Source organism: Vicinamibacteria bacterium (assembly GCA_035570235.1).
Taxonomy (GTDB): domain Bacteria; phylum Acidobacteriota; class Vicinamibacteria; order Fen-336; family Fen-336; genus DATMML01.
The window spans coordinates 1-25,088 of the sequence record DATMML010000133.1; the positions used below are offsets into that span (position 1 = coordinate 1).

Consider the following 25,088-nt stretch of genomic DNA (forward strand, 5'->3'; position numbering starts at 1 on the left):
AGCGGCAGCCTTCTAAGCTGCGGGTCAGGGGTTCGAGTCCCTTCAGGCGCGCCAGCTGCTGTGGTGGATGTAGCTCAGCTTGGTTAGAGCGCCAGGTTGTGGCCCTGGAGGTCGCGGGTTCGAATCCCGTCATCCACCCCATTCATAATAAATAGAATACGGCCAGAGATGCACGCTCCACAAAGCCCCATGAGTGCCTCGGGCTAGCACTGGGCTAGCACTCCGCGCATAGGAACATTTTCTCCCCTTCAAACAAATGGTGGACCAAAGAACGGTCTCTGAAAACTGATTCGCCTTACGTCTGGCTCCTTACAGAACTCCCCAAGCGCCGCGCGGGAGAGGGCCTACGGAGCGAATCCCAGGGGTTGTTTCAAGACGTTCCACGCACCAGGGTCGGATATGACGCGACGACGGCCCCGGTAGGTTATGGGAGCTCAGTCCACCCGACATCCGCACCATCCATGAGCTCCTGGGCCACTCAGACGTGACCTCCACGATGATCTACACCACCTCCTCAATCGCCCCGGGGCCGCGGTGTGCGCAACCCGACCGCTAGTCGCTGAGTTTCTTCGAAAGCCCAGGATCGAGTCTCGCTTAGACAAAAAGCCCCGGCTGCGGTGTGATGGGGGTGAGAAGCCTCGTGAATGAGCGAGAGACGCGCATCCAGGCGTTCTACGCGGAGCTCGGGCCAGCCCTTCTCGCCTATGCCCGATCCATTCTGCGGGACACGGCGCCCGCAGAAGATGTTCTGCAGCAAGTGTTCTTGAAGTTGCTCTCAAACCCGGCTTTACCCTTGCCCACAGATGCTAGACCCTACCTGTTTCGTGCCGTGCGCAATACCAGCCTCAACGTCCAGCGTTCGACGATGCGCGACGCCGCTCACCGAGAGGGTCTTGAGTTGTTTACGGCTCCAAACGGCCTCTCTCACCTCGTCCCGGAATTGGAGGCGGCACTGGACGACCTGCCGGACGAGCAGCGGCAAGTCGTCATCCTACGGATCTGGGGCGAGCTGACGCTAGATGAGACGGCGGAGGTACTGGGTATTCCCGCCAATACAGCGGCGTCCCGCTATCGATACGCGCTCGCGAAGCTCCGTCAACGTCTGGGCGCGCTCGTGAGGTCCTGAGATGTCCGATGATCCCGAGCTCGAAGCCTTTCTGAAGCAGTTCCGACCGCGGTCCCCAGCGCCCCTCAGGCGCCTGCCACGTCCGATGGGGCGTTCCTGGCGATTCGTCGCCGTGGCGGGGGGACTGTTGGCGGTGGCAGCGGCACTCATCCTGGCGCGGAAGCCGGACTCAGGCCCCACAAGGTCGCGGAAGTCGGGGAGTGGTGTACCGCTGCCCACCGTGGCCGTCCTCGGTGCGGCGCTCCGCGCGGGCCAGTATGAAGCGGTGCTGGACCACATGAACGCCCGTCTCCTGCCGAACCCCCGCCGGCCCGGGAGCGCGCTCAGTGAACTTGGCGACTTCAACAGGGACCAATGAGAGCACGCTGTTAGTCATAGAGGTGAGAATGATTTCGATGCGTTCGCTGTTCGTGTTCATGCTCCTCTCTGCCACTACCCTCCGAGCCACGCCAGAGAAGAGCCTGCCGTGCCCTGGTAATGCCGCGCTGCGGTACTGGATGGCCTTTGCCTTGATGGACAACCCAACCGCCGACAGCGAGCTCGCGAAGGGCCTCGAAAGAGTTGCCAGCGGCACGCAGCCCTGGGACGACAGCTTGGCGCCGATCGTCGACGGCAATCAAGAGGCGCTGGCGACGATGCACCGGGGCACACGCCTTCCCTCATGTGACTGGGGCCTAGAGCCTGAGATGTTGGCTGCGGCCCCGATTGGACACCTTAGTCGAGCTCGCGCGCTCGCGCGGCTCAACGTGCTCCTCGGGATGCGGCTGGCACGGGAAGGAAGGACGGCGGACGCTGTCGATGCGTGGCTGGCCGGCGCTCGGTTCTCTCGTGACATCGCCTCGGGTGGCCCCTATCTAAGCGCACTCGTGGCGGGCCAAGCGCTCAGCACCCATCTGCGCGCCATCGCAAAGGCAGTCACTGATAAGAAGCTAAATAGCGCGACGCTCTCGAAGGTCGTACGCAGCGTGAACGAGATGCCCGAGTCGGGATTCGACTGGGGGGTGGCCGTCGACACCGAAGTCGAGGGCCTGAGCCGTATCATCGGCTCCGCCGAAAAGGCTGATGACCCCGCCGAATACCTTGCGAGATACTTCTCTTCGATTGACGGCAAACCTGACCACGCGGCGCTGGCCCTACGGCTCGGCCTTACGGAGTCACAGTTGACGGATCGGGATCGGATGCGGGCTCGCGTGCGACAGGCCCGGGCGCTTTACGACGAGCTACGACCCCAGCTGGTGACTGCGTTTCGCGGCCCCTACGACCGCTCAATTGAAGCCGTCAAGGCGCTCGACGCCCACGCCTTGGCACAGCCGATCTCGGCACTGGGGTGGCCCTCTGCGTCGCAGCTTAACAAACGCCGAGGCGAGGTCGCCCGATCCCGCAACGAGCTGTTGACGCTCCTTCGGCAGTGAGCGCTCGGATTACCGCTTCGGCTGAAGGGCCTGACGCAGGCTGCCCGGCTCCTAGCGGCGCGTCGGGCCCGCGCGCTTCGCGCGCGCTTTGTGGGGCATACTCGGGCTTCCGCCCTCGTATGTACACAGCACGCCTCTCACGATGCGGTGAAGTCAACGGCCATGCACACTTACGCGCGCCCCTCTAGCGCCCCTGGCGATCTAACCACCTGATCCCAAAGTCCTTACGAGCGCCCCTAACAGATCGTGGCATTCCGCAGTTTGGCTGGTCTCAGAGGTCAGACGCCGATGCCTCGCGACCGGTCGTTCAGGTTGGGTTGATGTCATCACAGCTTGGCGCCCGGCCCTCCGCGCTGAGCAGGCAGGCACCAAGCATCAGCGAATTTGCGGGTACCACATCTCCCGAGATTGTGTGGTTGCTCTTTGTCTTCTGAACTGCGTCCTAGCTCGCCTTCGGCAGCGACGCACCAGAGATGGCTCGGGCAAGATCGCGATTAGACGCGCCAAGGGCCAGAAGAGAGCGGATCAGGAGGTCGATCGAGACGGAGGGATCGCCGCCCTCCATCTTCGCCACGCGAGACTGGCTCGAACAGAGCAGTTTCGCGAGATCCGTCTGGCTCAGGTTCCGCTTCTGGCGGCGACGCCTGAGGCTGTCCGCCAGCCGCAGCCGCAGTTCCACGTAGGCGGTCTCCTCATCCGACAGCCGAAGGAACTCCTGAGCGCTTCCGAACCTCCAGCCCTTCGCTTCCAGCCTCAGCGTCTTCCCTCTACGCATCATCGTATTCCTTCAAGCGCCTCCGACAAGCCTCCAAGACCGCCGCCTGGCTCTTGGCCGTCTTCTTGGCGAAGACTTCAGCAATCACGATCGCGTCCGGATCCACCCGATACACGATGCGCCACGTAACCCCCTTGTCTACCACCCTCAGCTCGTGGCAGCGGACGCCAACGGCCGGCATCGGCCGGGAATGCGGCATCGACAGATCTTCCCCCCTCTGAAGCTCCCTGAGGAAGTAGCCGGTCTCAATCCGCGCCCCCTTACTGAACGGAGGAGTCTTGACCTCCCCGTGAAGCCAGGCAAGCGGCTTATCCCTTGAGGCCTCACGTGCAATGCTATGTCAGTTCTGACATCGCAAGAAGCGCGAGCAGGTTAACCCTCCGCCCTAACTGGAAGTCCTTTGTTCGCCGCGGAGTGGCCACGGAGCGGAAGGCGGGGTTAACCCGCTTTATCTTGCAGCGTCGGTTCGTTCGGGCTGAGGTGGATTCGAGACACACCGTTCGCCGGCAACAGTGCAGAACGACCGAACGACAGGCCGACTGGCTAGCTCCCCGGCGCCTCGGGTGCAGCCTTCACGCGCTATCAAGTCCGCCGCCTCGCGACAGTCTCCACATCGCGGTGGGATACTAAGGAACGGGAGCGGAGCCATGAGAGCCAGCTCGCGCGCACGAAGCGCAGGTATGAGCCTTCTCAGCATCGTGTGGCTGCTGCGCCAAGGAACCGTTGTCGGCCGGGCGCAGACGTCCACCCCACCGGAGTTCCCATCACAGGTCGAGCTCATCACGCTCGACGTGGTCGTCAGCGACGGCAAGGGGAAACCGGTCGGTGGGCTCACCCAGAACCACTTCGTGGTGGAGGAGGACGGCCAGCGGCAGGAGATCGAGAACTTCGAGGCCGTGTCGCTGTCAACCCAACCCGAGGCGACGGCACCCGAACCCTCCGCAATAGCGACGTCCGCTTCGACGCGAAAGACCGGTCGCGGGTTCGCCATCGTCGCGGACGACTTGGGTGTTCAAGGAAAGCAAACCCCCCAGTTACGCGAAGCCGTAGCCACGATGATTGACAAGTCGCTTGGCCTGGGTGACGCAGTTGTCCTCGGCACGACGAGCGGCGAGGCGTGGTGGAGCGGCCGCATCCCGAGTGGGCGCGAGGACCTCCTGGCGGTCCTTGGCCGGGTGCAAGGCCGGCTCGCCGAGAGTTATGTTCTCGACCGCATGACCGATTACGAAGCCTTCTGGCTCAACGCCCACGAAGACTCCCCGAGCGCCGCGCCGCCGCAGCCTGATCGTTCGGATTTGATTCCGAGTGGTTCAGCGACGGAGGTGCCAGATCCTCTGGGGACAAGCATCAAGGCGCGCGTTATCGGGCGCTGGAAGGATGCCAAGGTCTGCGAGGGGGCCCGCTCCTGCGAGGCTCTGATCCAGGCACGGGCGACGGAGATTGACGCCCAGCGGCGCGCCCGCGCTCACCTGACGCTTTCCGCCGTCCACCGTGGGATCGGGGAGCTCGCGGGCATCCGTGGCCGCAAGTCGCTGATCCTGGTCTCGCAGGGCTTCCTCGACGACTCCTCGACGGACTTGCGCGAAGTCGCAACGACCGCGCGCGAGGCCAACGCCGCCATCTACTTCGTCGACCTCGACGGACCCGAGGCATTCCGGGGCTGGAGGTCCGTCGCCGAGGCGGAGGTGACGAACGATCCGCGGGCCTGGACCACCATGCGCTACGAGGAACGGGTCCTGGAATCAGCGGGTGCGCAGTTCTTGGTCGAGCAGACCGGGGGCTTCTCGGTACGGAATGCCAAGGATCTCGCGTCCGCAGTGGAGCGGATCGCTGTTGAGTCGCGTACCTTCTATCTCCTCGGATTCCATCCCCCCGCTGGCAAGCCTCCCGGAGTTTGGCGCAAGCTGCGCGTAGCCGTCGACAGAAAGGACGTCACGACGCGGGCCCGGCCTGGATACCGCCTCTACGGGGCCAGCGCAGGTGCCATTACGCGGTCTGGGACGGAGACACTCGTCCCGCTCCGGCTCGCCTCCTACGTCCTTGAGCCCCTAGCCACTGAACGGAACCGGGTGGTCACGGTAACCGAAATCGATGTCTCCGGCCTCGTGGCAGGGAGCCTTGATGTGGCCAGGCCGCCGCTCCAACTGAGGCTCGAAGCCACGCCCCGAGACGGGGGCAAGACGCAGGCTCAGGATGTCTCGCTCCAGTGGGCTCGTGGGAGCGCTCCAGAGAATCCGCCGACCGGCTCCGACTGGCGGTTGGCTCGCCTGGAGTCCGCCCTCCCTCCAGGCGTTTACCGGGTCCGTGCCTTCGTCCGTGACCCAGCCAGTGGGCGAACCGGCCAGGTGGAGCAACGCATTCTCGTGCCTGACATGACGGTGTTTCGCGTCTCGACGCCCGTGCTCTCCGATCAGGTGACGGCCTCAGTTGACGCCCAGTCTTCGGTTTCCCCCGCGCCCGTAGCCCACGAAGAGTTCAGCCCAACGGCGGCCCGCCCGTTGCTCGCCACCTTTGAGGTACTTGGTGCTGCCAAGGACCCCGCCACGGGCCAAAGCAGAATCGAAACCCGCTTCGTGCTCGAAGATCAGACAGGCCACCCGCTGGCCGCGCCTCCTGCCTCCGCGCTCGTTCCCTCACCGGAGGGCCGCTTGCAACAGGTCATAGCATTGCCCCAGCTTCCGGGCGGCCAATACGCTTTGGTGATAACGGTCGATGACCGCGTCGCGGGAAACAGTCAAGAGGTCCGTCGGGGGTTCAGCGTCCGGGAGCCGCCCGCCTCAGCCGCTGCAGAGGCCCCTTCGAGTCTTGGGCCAGTCACGGCGGCAACCCCGGAGCTCACAGCGATTTTGGATCGCGCCGCACAGTACGTTCTGGCTTATGGGCAGGAGCTCACCAACATCGTCGCCGAGGAGGAGTGCCGCCAGGTTTATGCGCCCGGCGACCTGGATAGACAGGTTGTGCGCACCATACGAGCGGGCGTTCTTTTCGTCTCGCTCCCTGGACCCGTGCCCTGGGCGACGTTCCGGGATGTGTGGGAAGTGGATGGCAACAAGATCCGCGATCGTGCAGACCGCCTAGTGCGTCTATTCCGCGACTCGCCGGCTACCGCCCACGAGCGCGCGCGGGCGATCCTCGAGGAGAGTGCGCGCTTCAACCTGGGGCCCGTTCGCCGCACGTTGAACATACCAACGCTGGCGCTCCTCTTCCTACATCACGAGAACCAATACCGCTTCGCCTTTCAGCTCAAGGGAGAGCGGTCGTTCCATGGCACCAAGGTCAGGGACGTGGCCTTCAGCGAGCGTGTCCGGCCGGCGCTCGTGGTGGGAGAAACCGGGGCGGGCGCCCCCGTCAGGGGCCGCCTCTGGATCGACCCCCAGCAAGGGACCGTCCTGAAGACAGATGCCGAGTATGACATCGATCCCCTAGACCCGTACCACAGGTCCCGGGCCCACATCGTTACCGAGTATCGACGCGATCCCACTCTGCGCATCGTTGTCCCGGATCTAATGGAGGAGACTTACGAGTCGTTGGTCGCAACCGGAGGCGGGGGTTTGGGGGTGGCCCTTGTCCAAGCTACGACACGGTACTCGGGCTACCTTCGTTTCAGCGTGACCACTGAGGAGAGGGTCATCGGCCTTCCCCACAAGTTGCAGTGAGCGGCGACGGATACGCCGAGTGTGGTTCATGCTCGACCTCCGCAACCCCGGATTTCGCCCCCCACTCGAGAGGTGGATTCACCTACACTTTGATGGTTGGTGCGTACACTGCAGTGTTGAGGGGTCAGTTGTCTTGGTGATTAGGAGTATATGAAGTTCAAGCTGACGGCCAGCCAAGTCGCTGACACGCTGGAGGGGTTTGTTGATGGAACGGCCGGCCCTTACGACTGGGACGACTTCCTAAGCCTCCCGCTCCAAGACCCTCGATTAGAAGCTATTCGACTGCGTTGTTTATCCCTTGACGAAGAGTTCCCCCCTAGGCTACCGGGAGAGTTTTGCTCGGAAGAAGGTGCCGAGGTGATACGGGAATACGTCCGTGAGTTGCGTGCCGATACTGCGGCGAACAAGAGCTAACCTCCCTCTAGTCGAGACGCGGCCGGGTCCGTGGAACAAAGAGCCTTGGCGTAGCATTCGTCTCGGCCAGGAGCCGTAGAAAGTGTCCCTGTTCTACATTGGAGCCATTTGTGGCGGACCTGAGGCCATGAGTTCTAAGATCGGCTCCGCGATCTCTAAGATTCAGAGGCTAGCGGGCCAGGGTCAAGCGGACGAGACGGGTTCGCTCGATGTCGTCTTTCATGTGCCGGGGTCATTAGTTAGTCCCGATTATGACGGAGTTCGCACCGGCACGTTCTGGAGGAAGAAGCGCATTCTTCAGGTGCAGATCGCTGTTCCACGAGATCTGAGCGAAAAGGAAGAAGGCGAAATTGGTCGTTCGCTCGTCAATTTGCTTCGGAGGGCTGTACACATCGCCCAGCCCGTATTTCACGAGGCGAGAGTCCCTTTTCGGCATGATCATTACGAGCGGCTCCTTGAGTCGATCGAAAGAGCGTTCTCGCCGAACTAGAGCAAAAGCCTTACCCTCTTGGAGTCCTGCCACGAAGCGGGACCACCACCGCCTCCCCGCCGCCCGCTTGGACGACCCATGATGCCCAGGCGACAAGGGCGGCACGGCGTTCGGGCAGAAGCTCGCTTCTGTCATAGACCCGTGTGACGCGAGGTCCAGCGAGTGTGTGTCCAAGAATGAGGCTTACGATGTCGCCTGAGACCTTTAGATCCTCGCGCAGGTGCGTGGCGATCGCATGCCGAAGGTCGTGGATCCGCCACTTCGCGATTCGTTGGCCGAGTTTCTCTTCAGTCGCCTTGCGAATCGCCTCCACAGCGCGGGACGACCACGTCAGATTGTGATGCTTGGGCGGCTCCCCTACCCGTGCTTGCGCGCGTCACCGCAAACAGCAGCTCCCCGGCAGTCCCTTCGAACCGCCGCCTCAGCACCGCCAGGGCTTCGGGGGAAAGCGGCACAACGTGAGCACGCCCCGACTTGGAGCGTCCCTCGAACCCGCCCGGGATTACCCAGCGCGGCTCACGGCCATCGAGGTCTTCGAGTTCGGCACGCTTCATGCCGAGGACCATGTCCCTCCGCACCCCAGTCAGCAGCAGGAGCCGTGCCGCGTCGGCGGGCTGCGGGAGAGCCACCATTGGTGCTGGCGGACTGAACCACTCCTGCACTTCCCTCTGCCCAGCCGACCTCGCCCATGCTAGAGGAGAACAGCCGGAGCTGACCGCCTGCCACACGCCAGCTCCGGAAGGAACCCCCCAAGGCGAGGGGAGCGGCCCTCTCCCTCCTCTAGCGCCGCTTTCTTCGGTACTCGTCGCTCTGGCGGAGGTCGTCCGCGATCTGCTGCTCGCTCCAATGATCGCGCAGAACCCTGGCCTTGTAGTCCCTGAGCCCGGTAGGGTCCGGCTCCCGATTCAGGACCGCGCGGTACGCCCGGCGCACCATGTCCGCCGCCTCGGCGTCGCTCCTCTGCCGCTTCTCGGGGCTCCTCCGGAGCGCTTCCCGGACGTCGTGCTCGTCGAACCCATCCTCGACGATATGCCTTCGAAACGTTTGCTGGCCCTCTGGGTCAGGCTCGCGGCCGAGGATGTCCTGGTAGGCCCGGCGGATGATCCGGTCGGCGGAAGCGTAGCGGTGCTCACTCGAAGCGTGCTCGTCGCTTCGGCGAAGGGCTTCCCGGACCTCTCGCTCCGACCAACCCTCGTCAATCATCTTGCTGCGATAGGTGCGCATTCCCTCCGAGTCCGGGTCGCGGCCAAGGATGTCCTGGTACGCCTTCCGGATGACGGCTTCGGGCTCAACGCCCCGCCCCTTGGAGAAGCGTTGGTAGTCGGGGCGTTCACTCAGGTCGCGGCGCACGTCTGCCTCTCCCCACTCGTTCTCCCGCATGAGCAGGCGGTACCGCCGCCGCTCCGTGGGAGAGGGCTCGCGCTCGAGGACGGCCCGGAACGCCCGGTCTATCGCCCGGTCCGCGCTCTCGTCATCCTGAGCCAGCGCGACGCCATTGATGGCCAGAGCCAGGTTCACGTGGGTTCCTCCAGGCACGGACCCGCCGGCAGCGCTACCGAGGGCGATCGCCACCAGCGTGGCGGTAGTCAGTCTCATGGCCTCCTCCTGTCATCATGCCCGTCTTCCGTGCGGTTGCCAGTTCATACCGCGCGCTGTCCTCCGCTTGCGCCCCGGTCGTCACCGGGAGCCGCGCTGCAGGCGAGGGTAGCGCCGGGAGCGGGCTCCGGGTCCCCTGGCGATGTCTCAAGTCCTCGCCCCCTTCTCAGCGAAACCCCGCCGAACCGCCTACACGGGGAGCAGCCTCCCATGCGCCACAGATCCCATCGCCGCCTCGATTGTAACCGCGGTTCCGCCTCGAGAGTGGCTGGCCAAGGAAGGGGGGCCGCGACACGCTGCCCGGTCCGATTGCCCTGACCGCTAGCCTCACGTAAAGGGCGGCGGCTATGCCAGGGCTACCCACTCGGCTAAACCTGATTCGGTTCCGGCGAGGTCTCGCTACTCTGGCCTACTTCGCAGTCAGAAGCTTCGGCCTCAACTCCACCATACTAGCTCAGGTCTATTCGCGCAGCCCGCTGATCGAGCGTCAACTGCATTCCTTGAAGGCAGAAACACCGCTATCCGACTCACATCGGCTTCACGAACTTTGCGTCATCGACGCGGACGTTCTCCTGAACCTGCTGGAGTTGAATGGTGTATTGAGATCTCGATTGGATGAACGTCCGGCGGAAGGGCACCTTGATTCCGCCCACGGCCCGATAGTCAGTGTAGTCGGCTTGAACGGGATTAGGGCCGAATGGAGTTTGCGTGTAGCGGAGTACGCGCACCAACAATCCGGATTGCCGATCGAAGCAATAGGTCATGGGCGGGTGATCTGGCTGGAGGCCCACGAGAACATTGATCGGGCGGCCGTCAATCATGCCGCGGGGCGCAACGCGAGCGTTGGATAATTGTCTCCGGATGCGGGCGGGCTCTTCGATGTCGGCGAGGGACCTGAAGTAATCGGTGGCGGCGGCGCTCATGTCATCAGCCGGGTCGCTCGACTTCTTTGTCCAGCCCCCACCGTGGCCGTAGCCGGTAAGCGAGTCGCCCCTGGGATAGTGGATGACCTCCAGCCTCTGGCCAGGGGCTTTCGTAAAGGCCTCGAAGGCAAATGATCCCGGGAAGATGCTGTTGGAATAGGAGCCTTTCTCCACGTATGTCGAGATCCTCCCGACGGCCGCCGCGCCGCCGATCGCATCGATGTACTTCTCGATGATCTCACTCGCCGCCTCAGACAAGGCTGCGCCCCGGACCGTTACGCCGTCGTCATCGCCTTGCCTTGCTACGCTCGGCAGGGGGAAACGGACGGGCGTGGCGGAACCCCGGTGGCACGTGTGACAGGTGACAACAGGCTGACCTCTGAAGTTCGCCTGGTTGATGGCAAGCTCCATCTCCATCATCTTGCGAGCCACCTGCTTGTTCTTCTTGTCGTCTTTGTCGAAGTCCGGGCCATCGACGTGACAGAAACCGCAGTCCACGTTGAGAGAGGCGCCAAAGAAACTCATGCTGGGGAACACACGGTCCGCGGGCATCTCTTTGAGCACCTGGATGTTCCGGAAGCGCCGCCCGGCGGTAGGAATCGCCTGGCCCGCGCCGACCGGGCCCTGAGGGCGCGCCCCGCGAGTCGCCACGATCGAGAGGACGAGAATCGAAGCCACCTGCGCCACGCGCTTAGTGCATTCTGTTCCCAAGCGGTCTCCTCGGGTGAACTGGCGGTACGAGCGATGCGATCAGCCCTCGCGCAATGCCGCCGTTATGGGGAGCCGGGAAGCGCGCAGCGCAGGAAGAAAGCCACCCAGAACGCCAACGATGAGCGTAAAGCAAAGCGCGGCCAACCAGTCACTCCGGCTGATGCGGAAGGCAAAGGCGATTTCGCTCATATTGGGTCCGAATGTGCTGACGCCGAAGCCATCGAGGCTGAAGGCGAGGAGGCCACCGAGCACTCCACCGATCAGCGCCACCAAGATTGATTCCATCACGAAGGCAGTGAGAACGCTGAGACGCGAGAAGCCCAGGGCGCGCAGGGTACCGATTTCGCGGGTGCGGGCGGCTACGATGGCGTACATGGTGTTCATGGCACCGAACAGCGCTCCGATGCCCATCACCACCGAGACGAAAATCGCGAGGCCAATGAGGAAGCTGGAGAAGGGACCCGCCTGATCCTCGTAATACCGGCGCTCCTCTTTGGCCTCCAATTGGAACTGCGGATTGGCCTTGAGATCCTGGTTGAAAGCCGCAAGAGCGTTGGGATCAGTCAGGCGCAGGGTCAGAGAGCTTTGCTCGCCAGCGCGGTTGAAGGCTGATCCCATGGCGCCGAGGTCCCCCCAGATTTCACTCTCGAAGGAACTATCCTCGGCGGTGAAGACGCCTACGACTTCGAAAGTCGGGCGCATGAGGCTGACGTGTGAGCCGAGGTCGAGCCCGCGCATCCGCTCCGCGGTGCGCTTGCCCACGATGACTTCGTAGAGTCCGGGGCGGAAGGCACGGCCTTGAACTATGCTGACCCCATTGCGCACGGCAAACGCGCGGGGGGTCACGGCGCGCACGGTGACGTTGGCGAGCACGCCGTCGGCGCGCCTCGGCAGCGCGACAATCGTGACGAATTCGGGCGAGGCGAGAGGGCCACCGTCCGCGGCCCGGGCCACGCGGGAATCAACGGCGATCAGGTTGACGTGATCCGTGGAGAGGGAGGAGGCGAGTTCCGCGGTTGAGCCTTGCTGCACGACGATAGCGTTTTGCGGGCTGCCCGTGGCGCGCAGGGTCATCTGAAAGCCGCTCGCCACAGAGAGCAGGGCCATGAGCACCATCACGACCAGGCAGATGCCCACAACGGCGAGCAAGGTCACCTTCCAGCGCACAATCAGATTGCGGAAGGTGTATGTGAGCGGTAGCGCCATATCAGACCTGCCTTAGTAGATCGGTGATCCGCGAGCGATAAGCGAGAAGGGCGGGAACAAAGCCTGCGGCTAGGCCGAGCGCAAGGGCCATGGCAATCCCGAGGGCGGCGATCGGAAGTGGCAGTCCGACGTTGACAACCCTCTTGAGCAGATCTCCGATCATGGGGGCCCTAACGAAGGCCTTGGTTGCGAATAGCGCGAGCACGATACCGAGCACGCCCCCGCACCCCCCAATCGCGATGGCCTCGCCGATGATCAGGCGTAGGACCAATCCCGCCGAGAAACCAAGGGTCTTGAGCACTCCGATCTCGGTGCGGCGCTCACGCACGGCCATGCTCATGGTGTTGGCGGTGACCAGCAGGATCGTGAACATCACGGTCAACCCGATGCCGTTTAGCAGCAACACCAGTTTTCCACCGAGGGAGATGAAGCCGGCGGCGTAGACGGCCTCGGTCTCGGTATGCGTTTGCGCTTCGCTGTCTCGAAAGAGCGCGTCGATGGCTCCGCTCACGGCGACGGCCTGACTGGAATCGGAAATCTCGACGCGATAAGTGCTGACGACCATTTTCCTGCCGGTGGCTTCGTCTAAGTACTTGAAGTGGAAGAACATCAGGTTCTCGCTGGTGTCGGGAAAGCGGGCCTGATCAACCCTGTAAATGCCGCGCACGACGAACTCAAAGGGCTTCCCAATGCGGTAGGGCGCCATGGTGCTTTGGAGTTGAAGGGAGTCGCCTTCTTTCAGGTTGGCTTTGTCTGCGATGTCCTTGCCGATGATGCAGCCTCGCTGGTCCTCAAGAAAGGCCTGCCGCTGCTGAGGATCCAGATGGTACTCAGGATACATGGGCAGGAATGCCTCGGCCTCGACCGCGAAGTTCGGGAAGAAATCGCGAGGCTTGGCGAGATCGCGCATGCCGCCGAACCAGTTGGCAATGGAGACTCGCTTGACACCCGGGACAGCAGCGATTTGGGCCCCATAGGATTTGGGCATGCGGAAGGCCAGGCTGACGTTATTGCGGGTGATGAGGCGAGACGCACCGGGACTCTTCACCTGTCCACTGACGGCGTAGACAAGGGTCTGTAGGGTAGCGAAGAGAAAGATGCAGACAGCCATGGCCAATACCGTGCTCGAAGTGCGCATCCAGTTGTGCCGCAAGTGACTGACGATAAAGGGAAGGAACTTCATGACTTACGCACTCGCGAGAACGCCCTTCTGGAGATGGAGTTGCCTACGGGCGCGCTCGGCGGCGCGCGGGTCGTGAGTAACCATGACAATGGTCTTCTTGAATTCGCGGTTCAGGGCCTGTAGGAGATCGAGAATCTCTTCCGCGCTATGGGCGTCAAGATCGCCGGTCGGCTCGTCGGCGACTAGGAGATTGGGATCGGCGACAAAGGCGCGGGCGATGGCCACGCGCTGCTCCTGCCCGCCGGAGAGTTGACGGGGATAGTGCGAGGCGCGATCAGCCAGGCCGACAATGCGAAGCGCCGTTAGGGCGCGGGCGCGCCGCTCCTTGCCGCCGAGGGGATTAAGAAGGAGCGGCAGTTCGACGTTCTGGACGGCGTTAAGCACTGGAATGAGGTTGTAGAACTGGAAAATGAAGCCCACGTTGCGACTACGCCAGCCGGCGAGCGCGCCTTCCGAGAGAGTCCCAAGATCAGCGCCGGCAACGGTTACTCGACCCGAGGTTGGACGATCGATACCGGCGATAAGGTTCAGGAGCGTGGTCTTGCCGGAACCAGATGGGCCCATGAGGGCGACAAATTCTCCTTCCGAGACGGCGAGATTGATGCGGTCGAGAACAACGATTTCCTGGCTGTCGCGGTGGTACAGCTTGCGAACCTCTTCGACGCTAACCCTGACGGGACCGGGCTTGATATCGGCGGTGGCTGGTGGCACAAGGCTCCTAACGCTGGATGCTCGCGCATTCTCTGCCCGTGCAGCGGGACATTAGGCCAAGCGGTTCTAGAAGCGAGATGAGCGGTCGAGCGAGGTGGTGTGCGGATTGCTAGCTGGCACCTCGTGCCTGCGCTCGTGGAGGCGCTCGTACCGAGGGCCGCGATTGTCCACCAAGGCTAGCGACGGCTGCGCTCTAGCGGGGTTGTAGCCGACTTCCGATGGCAGATCGTCTGATCTGCTGAAGTCTTTCCAATCGATTGTGGCGACCGGTTCCTGAGGGCGGATGAGCGGTCGTCTGGCGAGGATGAACGGGGCGCCGCTCGGCTCCGCCTACGACGATGGCTGACAAGGTTAAGATGGTGAGTGTGACCGCGCACCTAGCCCCGATACCGACAAGGATCGCCGCCTACGACCGCTTCGCTTACTACGTTGCGCAACTACTGGGATGGGGCCTCTACTCGGTTTTGATTTACCTCATTTCGCCAGGTCCAAAGGGAGCGGATCTGGCAGCTAGTGCCCTGGCATGGTGCGGTTGTGGGTTGTTTTGTACTCACGTGCTGCGAATCTATGTAAACCGGCATGGTAGACACAGCGTGGCGCAACTGACGGCTGGCTTTGGTGTCGCAATCGTACTGATTCCGGTAGCAATGGTCTCGGCGCAGGCACTGGCCCAGGGATTTCTGAGCAAGGAGCAAGTGCATTCGTCGGGCGTGGTTCCCCACTTTTTCCAAGCAGTGCTCGTTATCTCCCTCTGGTGCGCCCTGTACTTCAGCGCGCACGAGTTCCGCAAGCGCCGTGCAGCGGAGATGGAGGCCTTGCGACTGGCGCTCCTGGCTCAGGTGGCTCAGTTTCGCACGCTCCGCTCGCAATTGAATCCGCACTTTCTCTTCAATTCCTTGAACAGCCTGCGCGAGCTCGTCGATGAAGATCAAGAGCGTGCGAAGCAACTGATCACACGGCTGTCGGGCCTCTTGCGCTATACCCTGCGCGCGGACAGCGTGGAAACCGTCCCGCTCAAAGAGGAACTGGCGGCCGTCGAAGATTATCTCGCCCTGGAGAAGGTTCGCTTCGAAGAGAGATTGCGGTTGCGGTACGAGGTCACGCCCGAAGCTCTTTCAGCGAGAGTGCCCCCCATGTTGCTGCAAACGCTGGCCGAGAATGGGTTGAAGCATGGGATTTCAAAGTCCCCGACCGGCGGAGAGCTGGCGATCGCAGCCGCCGTGAATGACGGCTTTCTCCGCATCGAGGTAACCAACACCGGCACCATGGCAGAGACTAGCGGCTCGACGGCCATTGGTCTCGAGAACGCTCGCGAGCGGCTGAAGCTAGTCTATGGGGAGCAGGCGTGCCTGACGCTGCGGGTGGATACTGGCGAGAGAGTGCGTGCTGCGGTCACAATTCCACTGCTCACACCGAGGGCCGCCGGTACATGAGAACGCTGATCATTGATGATGAGCGTCTGGCCCGTAACGCACTGCGGCGCTTGCTTCGTCCATATAAGGATATTGAAATTGCGGGCGAGGCGGCAAATTCGGAGGAGGGCCTGCGGGCCATTAACACATTAAGGCCCGATCTTGTTCTCATGGATGTGGAGATGCCGGGGCGCAACGGTTTTCAACTCCTGGAGGAGTTGGAAGATGTTCCGCTGGTCATTTTTACGACTGCCTTTGACACTTACGCCGTAAAGGCATTCGAGGCGAGCGCGCTCGACTACTTGATGAAGCCGATTTCCTCGGACCGGCTGGAAGCAGCCCTGGGCCGGGCGCGCAGGGCTCTGGCCGCGGCTGCGGCCGAGCCCCTCGGTGCAGGCGTGAAAGGATCTGCCGCACGACAGATTTTCGTGCGCGACGGTGACCGCTGCTGGATCGTGCGCCTGGCCGATATCCGGTTGATGGAGTCTGAGGGCAACTACACCCGGCTGCATTTCGGAAACGATTCGCCTATCGTCTTCAGATCGCTTTCGGCAATTGAACAGGGTCTCGCTCCCGATCTCTTCTTTCGCAGTAACCGCTCGCAAGTCATTAACCTACAATGCATTGAAAGCGTGCACAACGAGATTGACGGAAGACTGGTTGTGAAGCTGATCAAAGGAGAGCAGATCGAGGTTTCGCGGCGCCAATCACAACGGCTGCGGCAGCTCCTCAAATTCTAAGGGATGCACTGGGCTCAAGCCTGGCGACGCGTCCTTCTTCCAACGGCTTCCCGAGGTTGCTTAGTTGCCTTGCCCGCGACTTTCCGAGGGTCATGGCTTCGATCCCCGCAGCCTGCCAACCTGCTCGACTCCAAGTGGCGTACGGAAGCGCTTGCCGAGAGGGTCTCCATCCTAATCCCTGGCTACTTGTTCGTACGCGCGTAGCCGAGGAACACGCTCACTGCTGAGCGGCTGGCCGCCGGTGACGACCCGGCGTGGAACCGTGCAAACGTGTAGTTCACACCCGCGCTTCCCCGTTTCTTGATCCGCGCCCCCACCGAGGCGCCGGCGAGAATGGTGTCGTAGGCGTAGGTAGAATCAAATTGATCCCCTGCCTCGCGGTAGTAGCCAAATGCGGAGAGGAATAGTCGACGGGTGAGAGACTGGCTGACGAGTCCGTAAAAGAGGTCTGCCACCTGACTGCGGCCCACTATCAAGCCCTGGTACTGCGTGCGGTCATAGCGGGCCGCGATGGTCGTGCGTTTGAGACGCAGGGAGAGGCCCACTCCCCCGACCGGTGCCCAACCGGAGGTGGTCGAGCTAGGCCCCTCGAGATGGCTCCCTCCGAGCGCGGCGTCGGCAGTGAATTCTTGGCTGAACTGCTTGTCCACATGCGCTTGGAATGTGTGGATCCGCAGATCAGGCTGGAAGTTGTTGTCTTGATAGGCGTAGGACAGGGTCAGATTCGCGCTTTGGTCAAGGACCCTCCGCAGACCCGCCGTTGCTTCAATCTGGTCTCCTTCCGCAAACGCTAGCGGGCTTTCGTATGTGCGTCGGTAGCCGAAGCCGACAGTGACGCGTGTCTGGGCGGAGAAATCGTGGGAGAGGCCCGTTCCGATCCGCCAGGTCAGATAGTCGAGTCGCAGGGTCTGTACTCCCTCAGCCGTCAGAAGCGCCAGCGCCTGCGAGGAGGCCTCGGGTGGTGCTGGCACCAGGGGCTGGCTCGGGAGGAGAGGGGCGAGCAAGTCCGCTCGAGCGAGCGTGTCACCCGGGAGCATTCCAGAGTTCACAAGCTGGTCCGTCTGATACCGAACCCCCGTCACATCGAAGGATACGGTGCCGGAAGTGCTAGGCGTCAGCTCATAACTGAGGCCCGCCACACCCGCGACCGACTTAAGGTCGAGTTGCGGGAGCCCCACGCGGCTGGCGTAGAGCGTTTCGAGATTCAGCCCGTCAGCGTACGACCCTCCCAGACGCAGTCGGACGCGACGAGAGAGCTTGGGCTCGAAGGATGCTCCAAGCCCGAACTGGACCCCGTTAAGGGAACCATACTGGTTGAAAAGCTGGCCGTTCGCCCATCCCACCGCAGACAGGGAATAGCGCGGGTCGAGCCGGCCGTAGCTTAGGCTGAGGGTGGCGCCAGAGATCGCATCACCCGGGCCTTCGGAGATCAGGAACAGGTTGTCGGTGAAGGTCTGACGCAGGTTGGCAGCAAACGTCCAACGCTCCGCCTCGACCTGGGCCGACGACGGCGTCGCCGCGAGGCCGAAGAGCAGGGTCAGAACGATGCCGACGCGCTCCACACCTGTGCGCGTCATTGCCCGCGGCAGCTTCGCCAATGACAAAGACTAACGGCGGCAGTGGCCAGGGTCAAATCGGCGCCTTGGGAAGCGGTTCCATTTGGGTTAAGGTACGGTTCGGATAATGCTCGGCGATTTGGCCGCTTCCTACAAGCCGTCCCGCGCGGCCTGGCGCGACGCACGGAATCTCCTCTGGGTTGAGCGTCGGCGGCTGCTGGCCGGCCTGTTACTGCTCTTGGTCGGACGGCTAGCCGGTCTGGTTCTGCCTGCCTCAAGCAAGTTCCTGGTCGACGATGTCATAACCCGACGCCATGGCGCCCTGCTCGGACCACTGGCTGCCGCCATCATGGTGGCAACCGTCATCCAGGCCCTCTCGTCGCTGGCGCTCTCGCGGGTCCTCGGCCTGGCTGCACAGCGAGCGATCATGGACATCCGACGGGATCTCCAGCGCCGGGTGCTCCACATGCCCATCGCCTTCTTCGACTCGACGAGGAGCGGGGTGCTGATCGCGCGCATCATGACCGACCCCGAGGCCCTACGGAATCTCATGGGCACCGGCTTCGTCCAGGTCGCCGGCAGTTTCCTCACCGCGGTCTTCGCGCTCGGCATCCTCCTGTGGATGAACTGGCGGCTGACGGCCACGACCCTGGTCCTCTTGGGCGCCTTCGCCGCCCTCATGGTCTATGCCTTTCGGCTAATCCGCCCACTCCACCGCCAGCGGGCCGAGATTGGGGCCCAGGTGACGGGTCGCCTGACCGAGGCGCTGAGCGGCATCCGCGTGGTTAAGTCCTACCGGGCCGAGGAATACGAGGCCCGAGTGTTCGCGGCCGGACTGGATCGGCTCTTCGCCAGCGTAGCCCGGGAGGTGACCGCCAGTGCCGCCCTGGGAGGCCTGGGGATCGCCATTTTCGGAGCCATATCGGCCCTCCTGGTTCTTTTCGGCGGGAAGGAGATTCTGACCGGGGCCATGACCCTGGGCGATTTCGTAATGTATGTCTTCTTCATCGGATTGCTACTTGCACCTCTTGTGCGAATTGCGGAGACCACCACGCAGCTCGGCGAAACCTTCGCGGGGCTGGACCGAATCCGCGAGCTGAAAGACCTGCCCACGGAAGAGGAAGGAGACCACGACCGCGAGCCGCTTCCTAAAATAGGTGGTGACGTCGAGTTCGAGGACGTCCATTTCGAGTACGCACACGGGATATCGGTCCTGAAGGGCATTTCCCTTCGCGCCGCTCCCGGTACGACCACGGCGCTGGTGGGCCCGAGCGGAGCGGGCAAGAGCACCGTGATTGGCTTGCTCATGGCCTTGTATCGCCCGTCCTCGGGACGGATCTTGTTGGATGGACGAGACTTGTCGACACTCCGAATCCGTGATTTCCGAACCCACCTGGGTGTGGTCCTCCAGGAGAGTTTTCTCTTCGACGGGACCATCGCGGAGAACATTGCCTACGCCCGGCCAGATGCCAGCCACGAGGAGATCCTGCGGGCAGCGCAGGCAGCGCATTGCGATGTGTTCGTGGAAGCCTTCGAGAACGGGTATCAAACGGTGGTGGGAGAACGTGGCGTCAAGCTCTCGGGGGGCGAGCGTCAGCGGGTGGCCATTGCCAGGGCTCTCCTGGCTGACCCGAAGCTCCTCATCTTGGACGAGGCCACATCTAGCCTGGACAGCGAGAACGAGGCCCTGGTCCAGGACGGACTGCGGCTCCTGCGGCGCGGCCGGACGACATTTGTGATTGCCCACCGTCTTTCCACGGTGCGCAGCGCAGATCAGATCCTTGTGATGGAGGCGGGTCGCATCGTCGAGTTTGGGACTCATGAAGCGCTGATCGACAAGGGGGGCTCCTACCGCCACCTCTACGAGCGGCAGTTCAGTACGAACGGCGACGACTTCTTGAATCCCGGCGAGACCCCAAGATCGGGCGCGGGGGACGTTGTGGAAGCCCAAGCGGCATCCGTCCCTCCTCCGGAGTCACCCCTCCCCCTCTTGGCCCCTCGCCCCCCCCGTGGAGGAGGGGGATTGGTCTAGGCCCCCGGCCGTCTTGACCCCAGGGTCCCTTGACAATGGCGACCGGTCCAACTAAGCTAAGCCTTCTCGGAACAGAAGCTTAGGGGGCTTGCGAGTCGAAGCGAATAGGCCAGCGGATCCGGCGAGGGATCGGATGGCAGCCGGTCTCGACGGGTTCGATGCGGGGGGTGGACGAGTGACGAACGTGTACCGGTTCCTGCTCCAGGCGGTCGTATGCCTTGGGACTGCGGCGTGCCTTGCGGAAGCGGCGCAGACCCCTCCCCCGAGCCAGGCCCCCGCTTCCGACGAGCCCGCTCCCTACTTCATCGCGCCGGGCGACATCCTGCACATAACGGTGTGGAAGGAGCCGGAACTCACCACGGACGTGTTCGTGCGCCTCGACGGAAGAATAACGGTACCCCTCGTCGGTGACATCAGGGCCGGGGGCCGGAGTACCGAGCAGCTCACGACTGAGGTCCGCACCAAGCTGCGGGCCTTCCTCGAGGTGCCCCAAGTCACGATCACGGTTTCCCAGGCGGTGAGCGCCCGGTTCTACGTGATTGGTGAGGTGACGACCTCCGGTGCCTTCCCCATGAGCGGGAGTACCACCGTGATCCAGGCCCTCGCCTTGGCCGGCGGCTTTCGGGAGTTTGCCAAGCGCGACCGGATCATGATCATCCGTGACCGGCGTGGAGAGCGCAAGGCCATTCCCTTCAACTTCCACGACGTCGAGCTGGGGCTCCACCTGGAGCAGAACATCATTCTTGAGTCCGGCGACACGATTATCGTTCCGTAGCCAACATGCGCAAGACCGTCCTCATCGACGCTTTCCCCGACAGCGCCTTCCGCCACCGCGAGGGCGCGGCCGTGGCCTGCATTGACGTGATGCTTGCTACCACCACCCTCGTCACGGCCGTCGCCCAGGGACGGAGGACTCTGCTGGCGGCATCTCACGCTGAGTTGCGCGCGATCCTGGCTCGGCTGGGGCCCGCTCTGGTGGCGGGTCGCCTGGAGGACGCAGCGCCGGGAGAGTTCGAACTGCCCGACAGCCCCTCCGCGCTGCCACGGTGGTCGGAGGACAAGCGCCCGCTCGTCCTCGCATCCGAGCCCGGTACCAACCTGATTGCCAACGCCGTCAGCAGCGGCCCTGTCCTCGTGGCCTCCTTTCGCAATCTCTCGGCCACCGCCGCCGCCCTCGCCGACTACGAACGCGTAGCCCTTCTTTGCGCGGGCTCTCGCGGAGAGTTCAGCTGCGAAGACCAGATGGCAGCGGCTTGGATCGCGGAGCAACTCCTGGACCAGGGTTTCGAGGCGGTAGACCGCCGCACCGCCGACACCGTGCGCCGCTGGAGCGGCGCCGCGCCCGCGCTGGCGGGATGGGGCAACAGCGCCGCCCAGCTCTGCCGCGCGGGTCGTGCGGAAGAGGTAGATTTCGTGATCGCCCATGTGGACGATGTGGACCACAGCTGCCGCTGCGAGGCCGACGAGGTCTTTCTGGAGCAGTTCCCGGTTGGCGTACGCTGCGCGCGGGAAGGACTCGACAGATGAACCACCCCGAGTACGCCGACATCGAGGAGCGGCCGAGGCGCGACGCTATCGAGTACCTTGAGATCCCCTTCCGCTACCCTCCCTATTTCTGGGTTCCCTTCGCGGCGGTCATGACGGTCGCCATCCTCCTCGCGCTCGGGGCGCCGCGAAAATACCGCTCCGCGACCCTCATCCTCGTGGAGTCGAAGAATGTGCCCGAGTACTTCGTGACCCCGGTCACTCCCGAGGGGATCGCCCAGCGTCTGAACACAATCCGTCAGGTGGTCATGAGCCGGACCCGCCTCGAGCAGGTGCTCCAGAAGCTTGACCCCTACCCGGAGATGGCCGGACAGCCCTCCCACGTAATCGTAGAGGCAATGCGGGGCGCCATCGAGATCCGTGTGCAAGGCACGGACTCGTTCGTGATCGAGTATGTCAACCGTGACCCCGAGAAAGCAATGAGGGTCACAAACATGCTCGCCTCGCAATTTACCGAGGACGCGGCGCGGCTCCGCGACAGTCTGACCAAGAAAGCCTTCGACTTCATCCAACAGAGCCTTGAGGACGCGCGCAAGACTCTCGAAGAGCGCGAAGGGGCGCTGCGTCGGCACAAGCAGGCGTACTGGGGCTCCCTTCCGGAGCAGCTCGACGCCAACCTCCGTGTGCTTCAGCAGCTCCAGCTCGAGCAGCAGACGCTGGGCGAGAGCCTCCGCACCCTAGGAGACCGCCGAGCGGCCCTGGAGCGGAGCGTGCTCGAGGGCCAGCGGCTCGCCCCCAGCCCTTCGACGCCGGAGGCAGAGCTCGCTAAGCTCCGCTCCACCTACAACTCCCTCCGTGGCCGCTATACAGACGACCACCCAGACATGCGCGCTCTTCGCGCTCGCATGGAGAAGCTAGAGAAGCAGCCTCGGGACCCCCAAAAGGGAGACGGGGAGGACACGAGCGAAGTCGCCAACCCCGAGGCCGCCTCGCTCCACCAGTCTCTTCGCCTCGTTGAGGCCGAGATCGAATCGCTGCAGACCCGGCGTGAGCATCTTGACCAGAGGATCGCGGCTTTTCAGGCTCGCGTGGAGCAGACGCCCCGGGCGGAGCAGGAGTTGGCTGCCCTGACCCGCGATTACCAACAGCTCCGTGAGAACTACAACACCGCGCTCAAGAAGGAGATGGATGCGGAGATGGGGCGGCGCCTGGAAGAGTACTGGAAGGGCGGATACTTCCGCGTTCTCGACCCCGCTTTTCTCCCTCGCCGGCCCATCCGTCCCTACGGTACGCTCTTCGTCATGGCCGGCCTCCTGTTCGGCCTCGCGGCCGGCCTCGCCGGCACCTTCATCGCCGACCTCCTCGACCCCTCCATCAAGAATGAGCGTGACTTGGAGGATCTCCTGCCCCAACCCGTTCTGGTCACAATCCCGCGCGTGATGCCGCCTGGCAAGCACGCCACTGCGTCTTGAGCCCTTCCATGACTCCGGTCGACCCCCTCCTGACCACGCTGCCCGCGACCCGGGTGACGTTCGCGGAGCCGGCGACCGCGCCCATTCTGATCGAGGACCCGCGACTCGCCGCGCTCGTCTCCCCCGGCACCTTGGATTTTGAGCCTTTCCGCGTCTTGCGTTCCAAAGTGAAGGCAGCGGTGGAGGGGATGTCGATGGTGGAGACGGTGCTAGGCGAACAGCGCCTCGTCCGCTGCCTCGGCGTGATTGGCCCGACGGCCGGCGAGGGAACGAGCACGATAGCCCTGGGGCTCGCCAACGCCCTCGCGCAGGAACAGGAGGCCCGTGTTCTCCTCGTCGAGGCGGCGCTTCGCGCGCCCCGGCTCGCCCAGATGCTCGGCCTTCCTCCCGAGGCCGGCCTCAGCGAGTGGCTCGCTGAAGGAGGCCACGGAGCGGTGCCGCTGGTCCGCCTCGAGCCGGGGGGGGTTCTTCTGTTAGCGGCCGGGACGCCGTCCCCTCTTCAATCTGCGGAGCTGCTGGGCTCGGAGCCCATGGCACGGCTGTTGGCAGCCGCGCGCCGGTCCTTTGATTTCGTCCTCCTGGACTGCCCACCGCTGGAGACGGTGGCGGATTCGGTTGTGCTCCAGGACTTGCTTGATGGCTTCCTCCTGGTAGTTCGGGCCCGTCACGCATCACGTACCGCAATCCGCCGGTCCCTGTCCAAACTCAAGCCCAATGCAGTTCACGGGGTGGTCTTCAACGACCGGACGGAGATCCTGGCCCGCTGGCTCGAACGTCGCCGCAAGCCGCTCTGAGGCGTCGTGAACACCGTCTCCCTGCCTGATTTCCGGCGTGCTGTTCTCTTCCTCGTGGAGTCCCTCCTTCTCCTGCTGGCGGTGGTGCTGGCTTGCCTTCTCGGCTCTGCTCACGAGCTGCAGGCCAGCCCCGGCTCGGCTGTCCTCAAGGCTCTGCTTCCCGTGCTCGCCCTCCAGCTCTGCCTGTACTACAGCGAGCTCTACGACGACCGCGCCCTACGGAGCCGTACACAGTTCTTCCTGCGCCTAGGCCAGTCCTACGTGGCGAGCGCCCTGATCCTGGGCCTCGCCTACTACCTCCTGCCGGCAGCGCGCATCGGCCCCGCGACGCTCCTCCTAGCCTTACCGTTCAGCTCCTTCGCAATCCTGGGTTGGCACACCGCGCACCGGTGGGCGGCCGACCGAGAGTCGCTGAACGACAACGTGCTCATCCTCGGCACTGGCCAGACCGCCCAGTTGATCGCGGTGGAGATGCTTCAGCGGGCCCCGCTCGGATACCGGGTGTTGGGCTTCCTGGGGATCCACACGGCCGACGTGGGTCGCCGACTCGTCAACCCCTCCGTCATCGGAACCATGGGCGATCTTCTGCTGCTCGTGAGCTCACTCAACGTCAACCTCATCGTCGTCGCATTGGAGGATCAGCGCGGCCAGCTCCCGGTAGATGACCTCCTCAGTTGCCGCCTGGCCGGCATCCGCATCGAGGACGCCCCGAGCTTCTACGAGCGCCTGACCGGCAAGATTCTCATTAGCGACCTGCGGCCGAGCTGGCTCGTCTTCTCCCCCGGCTTCAGCAAGCCGCGCCTGCTTCGCGGCACCAAGCGCGCGGTAGAGACGGTGGTGGCGCTGATAGGCCTGGTGCTTGTCGCCCCCCTCCTTGGCCTACTCGCCCTGCTCATTCGACTGGAGACCCCCGGTCCCGGCTTCCTGCGCCAGGTGCGCGTGGGCATGCAGGGGCGGGTCTTTACCCTTTACAAGCTCCGCACCATGCGCACGGACGCGGAGGCGCTCACGGGCCCGGTGTGGGCCTCGCCGGATGAGGATCCGCGCGTCACCCACCTCGGACGCGTCCTCCGCCAGCTCCGGCTGGACGAGCTTCCCCAGGTGATCAACGTGGTAAAGGGAGACATGAGCTTCGTGGGCCCGCGCCCCGAGAGGCCCCATTTCGTGGAGAACCTCCGAAGGATCATCCCCTACTACGACGAGCGCCACACTGTGCGCCCCGGAATCACGGGCTGGGCTCAGGTCAAGTTCGGCTATGGCTCGACCATCGAGGACAGTGAATGCAAGTTGCAGTTCGACCTCTACTACGTCAAGAACATGTCCCTGTTCCTCGATCTCGCCATCATTCTCGACACCTTCAAGGTCATGCTCCTGGGGCGGGGGGCACGCTGACC

At 63.5% G+C, this 25,088-nt stretch carries 21 protein-coding genes and 1 tRNA gene; 14 read left to right on the forward strand and 8 right to left on the reverse strand.

Going from position 1 to position 25,088, the window contains the following annotated elements; all coding sequences use genetic code 11:
- Positions 1 to 63 precede the first annotated feature (63 nt).
- From VN461_23055 to VN461_23065, 3 genes are all read left to right on the forward strand, one after another.
- Positions 64 to 141: transfer RNA gene (locus VN461_23055), tRNA-His, on the forward strand.
- Positions 142 to 640: 499 nt separating this feature from the next.
- Entirely contained in the window at positions 641 to 1,126 is a 486-nt protein-coding gene (locus tag VN461_23060; protein HXB57659.1) for a sigma-70 family RNA polymerase sigma factor, read from the forward strand.
- Positions 1,127 to 1,521: 395 nt separating this feature from the next.
- On the forward strand, positions 1,522 to 2,538 hold the full coding sequence (locus VN461_23065) for a hypothetical protein (GenBank protein HXB57660.1): 1,017 nt from the start codon (positions 1,522 to 1,524) through the stop codon (positions 2,536 to 2,538).
- Positions 2,539 to 2,980: 442 nt separating this feature from the next.
- On the opposite strand, the gene VN461_23070 is transcribed toward VN461_23065, so the two are convergent.
- Together VN461_23070 and VN461_23075 are read right to left on the reverse strand one after the other, a co-directional pair.
- Positions 2,981 to 3,316 carry a helix-turn-helix domain-containing protein gene (locus VN461_23070; protein ID HXB57661.1) on the reverse strand — a complete coding sequence of 112 codons (336 nt, stop codon included), beginning with the start codon at positions 3,314 to 3,316 and terminating at the stop codon, positions 2,981 to 2,983.
- A complete protein-coding gene (locus VN461_23075) occupies positions 3,306 to 3,647 on the reverse strand; it encodes a type II toxin-antitoxin system RelE/ParE family toxin (GenBank protein ID HXB57662.1) in 342 nt (113 codons plus the stop codon). The genes VN461_23070 and VN461_23075 overlap by 11 nt, the downstream gene beginning before the upstream one ends.
- Positions 3,648 to 3,993: 346 nt before the next feature.
- Here VN461_23075 and VN461_23080 point away from each other — a divergent pair, with 346 nt between their 5' ends.
- From VN461_23080 to VN461_23090, 3 genes are all read left to right on the forward strand, one after another.
- Positions 3,994 to 6,969: a VWA domain-containing protein gene (locus tag VN461_23080; protein ID HXB57663.1), complete on the forward strand. Its 2,976-nt coding sequence runs from the start codon at positions 3,994 to 3,996 to the stop codon at positions 6,967 to 6,969.
- Positions 6,970 to 7,119: 150 nt separating this feature from the next.
- Entirely contained in the window at positions 7,120 to 7,383 is a 264-nt protein-coding gene (locus VN461_23085; protein ID HXB57664.1) for a hypothetical protein, read from the forward strand.
- Between the two features lie 82 nt (positions 7,384 to 7,465).
- Positions 7,466 to 7,873, forward strand: a complete 408-nt coding sequence (locus VN461_23090; protein ID HXB57665.1) for a hypothetical protein — start codon at positions 7,466 to 7,468, stop codon at positions 7,871 to 7,873.
- Between the two features lie 780 nt (positions 7,874 to 8,653).
- Here VN461_23090 and VN461_23095 read toward each other — a convergent pair.
- The 5 genes from VN461_23095 to VN461_23115 form a co-directional block, all read right to left on the reverse strand.
- The gene (locus VN461_23095) at positions 8,654 to 9,469 is read right to left on the reverse strand and encodes a DUF4214 domain-containing protein (protein HXB57666.1); all 816 of its coding nucleotides are present in this window, start codon (positions 9,467 to 9,469) and stop codon (positions 8,654 to 8,656) included.
- A 527-nt stretch (positions 9,470 to 9,996) separates the two neighbouring features.
- Positions 9,997 to 11,079 (reverse strand): c-type cytochrome, encoded by a 1,083-nt coding sequence (locus VN461_23100; GenBank protein HXB57667.1) that lies wholly within the window; start codon positions 11,077 to 11,079, stop codon positions 9,997 to 9,999.
- Between the two features lie 63 nt (positions 11,080 to 11,142).
- Complete coding sequence (locus VN461_23105) at positions 11,143 to 12,309, reverse strand: ABC transporter permease (GenBank protein HXB57668.1); 1,167 nt, start codon at positions 12,307 to 12,309, stop codon at positions 11,143 to 11,145.
- A 1-nt stretch (position 12,310) separates the two neighbouring features.
- Entirely contained in the window at positions 12,311 to 13,492 is a 1,182-nt protein-coding gene (locus VN461_23110; GenBank protein ID HXB57669.1) for an FtsX-like permease family protein, read from the reverse strand.
- 3 nt (positions 13,493 to 13,495) lie between these two features.
- The gene (locus VN461_23115; GenBank protein ID HXB57670.1) at positions 13,496 to 14,203 is read right to left on the reverse strand and encodes an ABC transporter ATP-binding protein; all 708 of its coding nucleotides are present in this window, start codon (positions 14,201 to 14,203) and stop codon (positions 13,496 to 13,498) included.
- A 593-nt stretch (positions 14,204 to 14,796) separates the two neighbouring features.
- On the opposite strand from VN461_23115, the gene VN461_23120 reads away from it, so the two are divergent.
- Positions 14,797 to 15,636: a histidine kinase gene (locus VN461_23120; GenBank protein ID HXB57671.1), complete on the forward strand. Its 840-nt coding sequence runs from the start codon at positions 14,797 to 14,799 to the stop codon at positions 15,634 to 15,636.
- A complete protein-coding gene (locus VN461_23125) occupies positions 15,633 to 16,355 on the forward strand; it encodes a response regulator transcription factor (GenBank protein ID HXB57672.1) in 723 nt (240 codons plus the stop codon). The genes VN461_23120 and VN461_23125 overlap by 4 nt, the downstream gene beginning before the upstream one ends.
- Positions 16,356 to 16,537: 182 nt before the next feature.
- Here the strand turns inward: VN461_23125 and VN461_23130 are convergent, their stop codons facing one another.
- Positions 16,538 to 17,932 carry a hypothetical protein gene (locus tag VN461_23130; protein HXB57673.1) on the reverse strand — a complete coding sequence of 465 codons (1,395 nt, stop codon included), beginning with the start codon at positions 17,930 to 17,932 and terminating at the stop codon, positions 16,538 to 16,540.
- A 106-nt stretch (positions 17,933 to 18,038) separates the two neighbouring features.
- On the opposite strand from VN461_23130, the gene VN461_23135 reads away from it, so the two are divergent.
- The 6 genes from VN461_23135 (at position 18,039) to VN461_23160 (ending at position 25,086) form a co-directional block, all read left to right on the forward strand.
- Positions 18,039 to 19,943, forward strand: coding sequence for an ABC transporter ATP-binding protein (locus tag VN461_23135; GenBank protein HXB57674.1), 1,905 nt, complete (start codon positions 18,039 to 18,041; stop codon positions 19,941 to 19,943).
- A gap of 133 nt (positions 19,944 to 20,076) precedes the next feature.
- A complete protein-coding gene (locus tag VN461_23140) occupies positions 20,077 to 20,718 on the forward strand; it encodes a polysaccharide biosynthesis/export family protein (GenBank protein HXB57675.1) in 642 nt (213 codons plus the stop codon).
- A 5-nt stretch (positions 20,719 to 20,723) separates the two neighbouring features.
- Positions 20,724 to 21,470: a 2-phosphosulfolactate phosphatase gene (locus tag VN461_23145; GenBank protein HXB57676.1), complete on the forward strand. Its 747-nt coding sequence runs from the start codon at positions 20,724 to 20,726 to the stop codon at positions 21,468 to 21,470.
- Positions 21,467 to 22,900 carry a hypothetical protein gene (locus VN461_23150; GenBank protein ID HXB57677.1) on the forward strand — a complete coding sequence of 478 codons (1,434 nt, stop codon included), beginning with the start codon at positions 21,467 to 21,469 and terminating at the stop codon, positions 22,898 to 22,900. Before VN461_23145 ends, VN461_23150 begins: the two co-directional genes overlap by 4 nt.
- 8 nt (positions 22,901 to 22,908) lie before the next feature.
- Positions 22,909 to 23,694, forward strand: a complete 786-nt coding sequence (locus tag VN461_23155; GenBank protein ID HXB57678.1) for a CpsD/CapB family tyrosine-protein kinase — start codon at positions 22,909 to 22,911, stop codon at positions 23,692 to 23,694.
- A 6-nt stretch (positions 23,695 to 23,700) separates the two neighbouring features.
- On the forward strand, positions 23,701 to 25,086 hold the full coding sequence (locus VN461_23160; GenBank protein ID HXB57679.1) for a TIGR03013 family XrtA/PEP-CTERM system glycosyltransferase: 1,386 nt from the start codon (positions 23,701 to 23,703) through the stop codon (positions 25,084 to 25,086).
- Positions 25,087 to 25,088 lie beyond the last annotated feature (2 nt).

Excerpts from the sequence above, each read along its gene's own strand:
- VN461_23145 (HXB57676.1), top strand. The coding sequence starts at position 20,724 with ATGCGCAAGACCGTCCTCATCGACGCTTTCCCCGACAGCGCCTTCCGC.
- VN461_23135 (HXB57674.1), top strand. The coding sequence starts at position 18,039 with ATGCTCGGCGATTTGGCCGCTTCCTACAAGCCGTCCCGCGCGGCCTGG.
- VN461_23095 (HXB57666.1), bottom strand. The coding sequence starts at position 9,469 with ATGAGACTGACTACCGCCACGCTGGTGGCGATCGCCCTCGGTAGCGCT.
- VN461_23130 (HXB57673.1), bottom strand. The coding sequence starts at position 17,932 with ATGACGCGCACAGGTGTGGAGCGCGTCGGCATCGTTCTGACCCTGCTC.
- VN461_23150 (HXB57677.1), top strand. The coding sequence starts at position 21,467 with ATGAACCACCCCGAGTACGCCGACATCGAGGAGCGGCCGAGGCGCGAC.
- VN461_23085 (HXB57664.1), top strand. The coding sequence starts at position 7,120 with ATGAAGTTCAAGCTGACGGCCAGCCAAGTCGCTGACACGCTGGAGGGG.
- VN461_23110 (HXB57669.1), bottom strand. The coding sequence starts at position 13,492 with ATGAAGTTCCTTCCCTTTATCGTCAGTCACTTGCGGCACAACTGGATG.
- VN461_23155 (HXB57678.1), top strand. The coding sequence starts at position 22,909 with ATGACTCCGGTCGACCCCCTCCTGACCACGCTGCCCGCGACCCGGGTG.
- VN461_23065 (HXB57660.1), top strand. The coding sequence starts at position 1,522 with ATGCGTTCGCTGTTCGTGTTCATGCTCCTCTCTGCCACTACCCTCCGA.
- VN461_23105 (HXB57668.1), bottom strand. The coding sequence starts at position 12,309 with ATGGCGCTACCGCTCACATACACCTTCCGCAATCTGATTGTGCGCTGG.
- VN461_23140 (HXB57675.1), top strand. The coding sequence starts at position 20,077 with ATGGCAGCCGGTCTCGACGGGTTCGATGCGGGGGGTGGACGAGTGACG.
- VN461_23125 (HXB57672.1), top strand. The coding sequence starts at position 15,633 with ATGAGAACGCTGATCATTGATGATGAGCGTCTGGCCCGTAACGCACTG.
- VN461_23080 (HXB57663.1), top strand. The coding sequence starts at position 3,994 with ATGAGCCTTCTCAGCATCGTGTGGCTGCTGCGCCAAGGAACCGTTGTC.
- VN461_23070 (HXB57661.1), bottom strand. The coding sequence starts at position 3,316 with ATGATGCGTAGAGGGAAGACGCTGAGGCTGGAAGCGAAGGGCTGGAGG.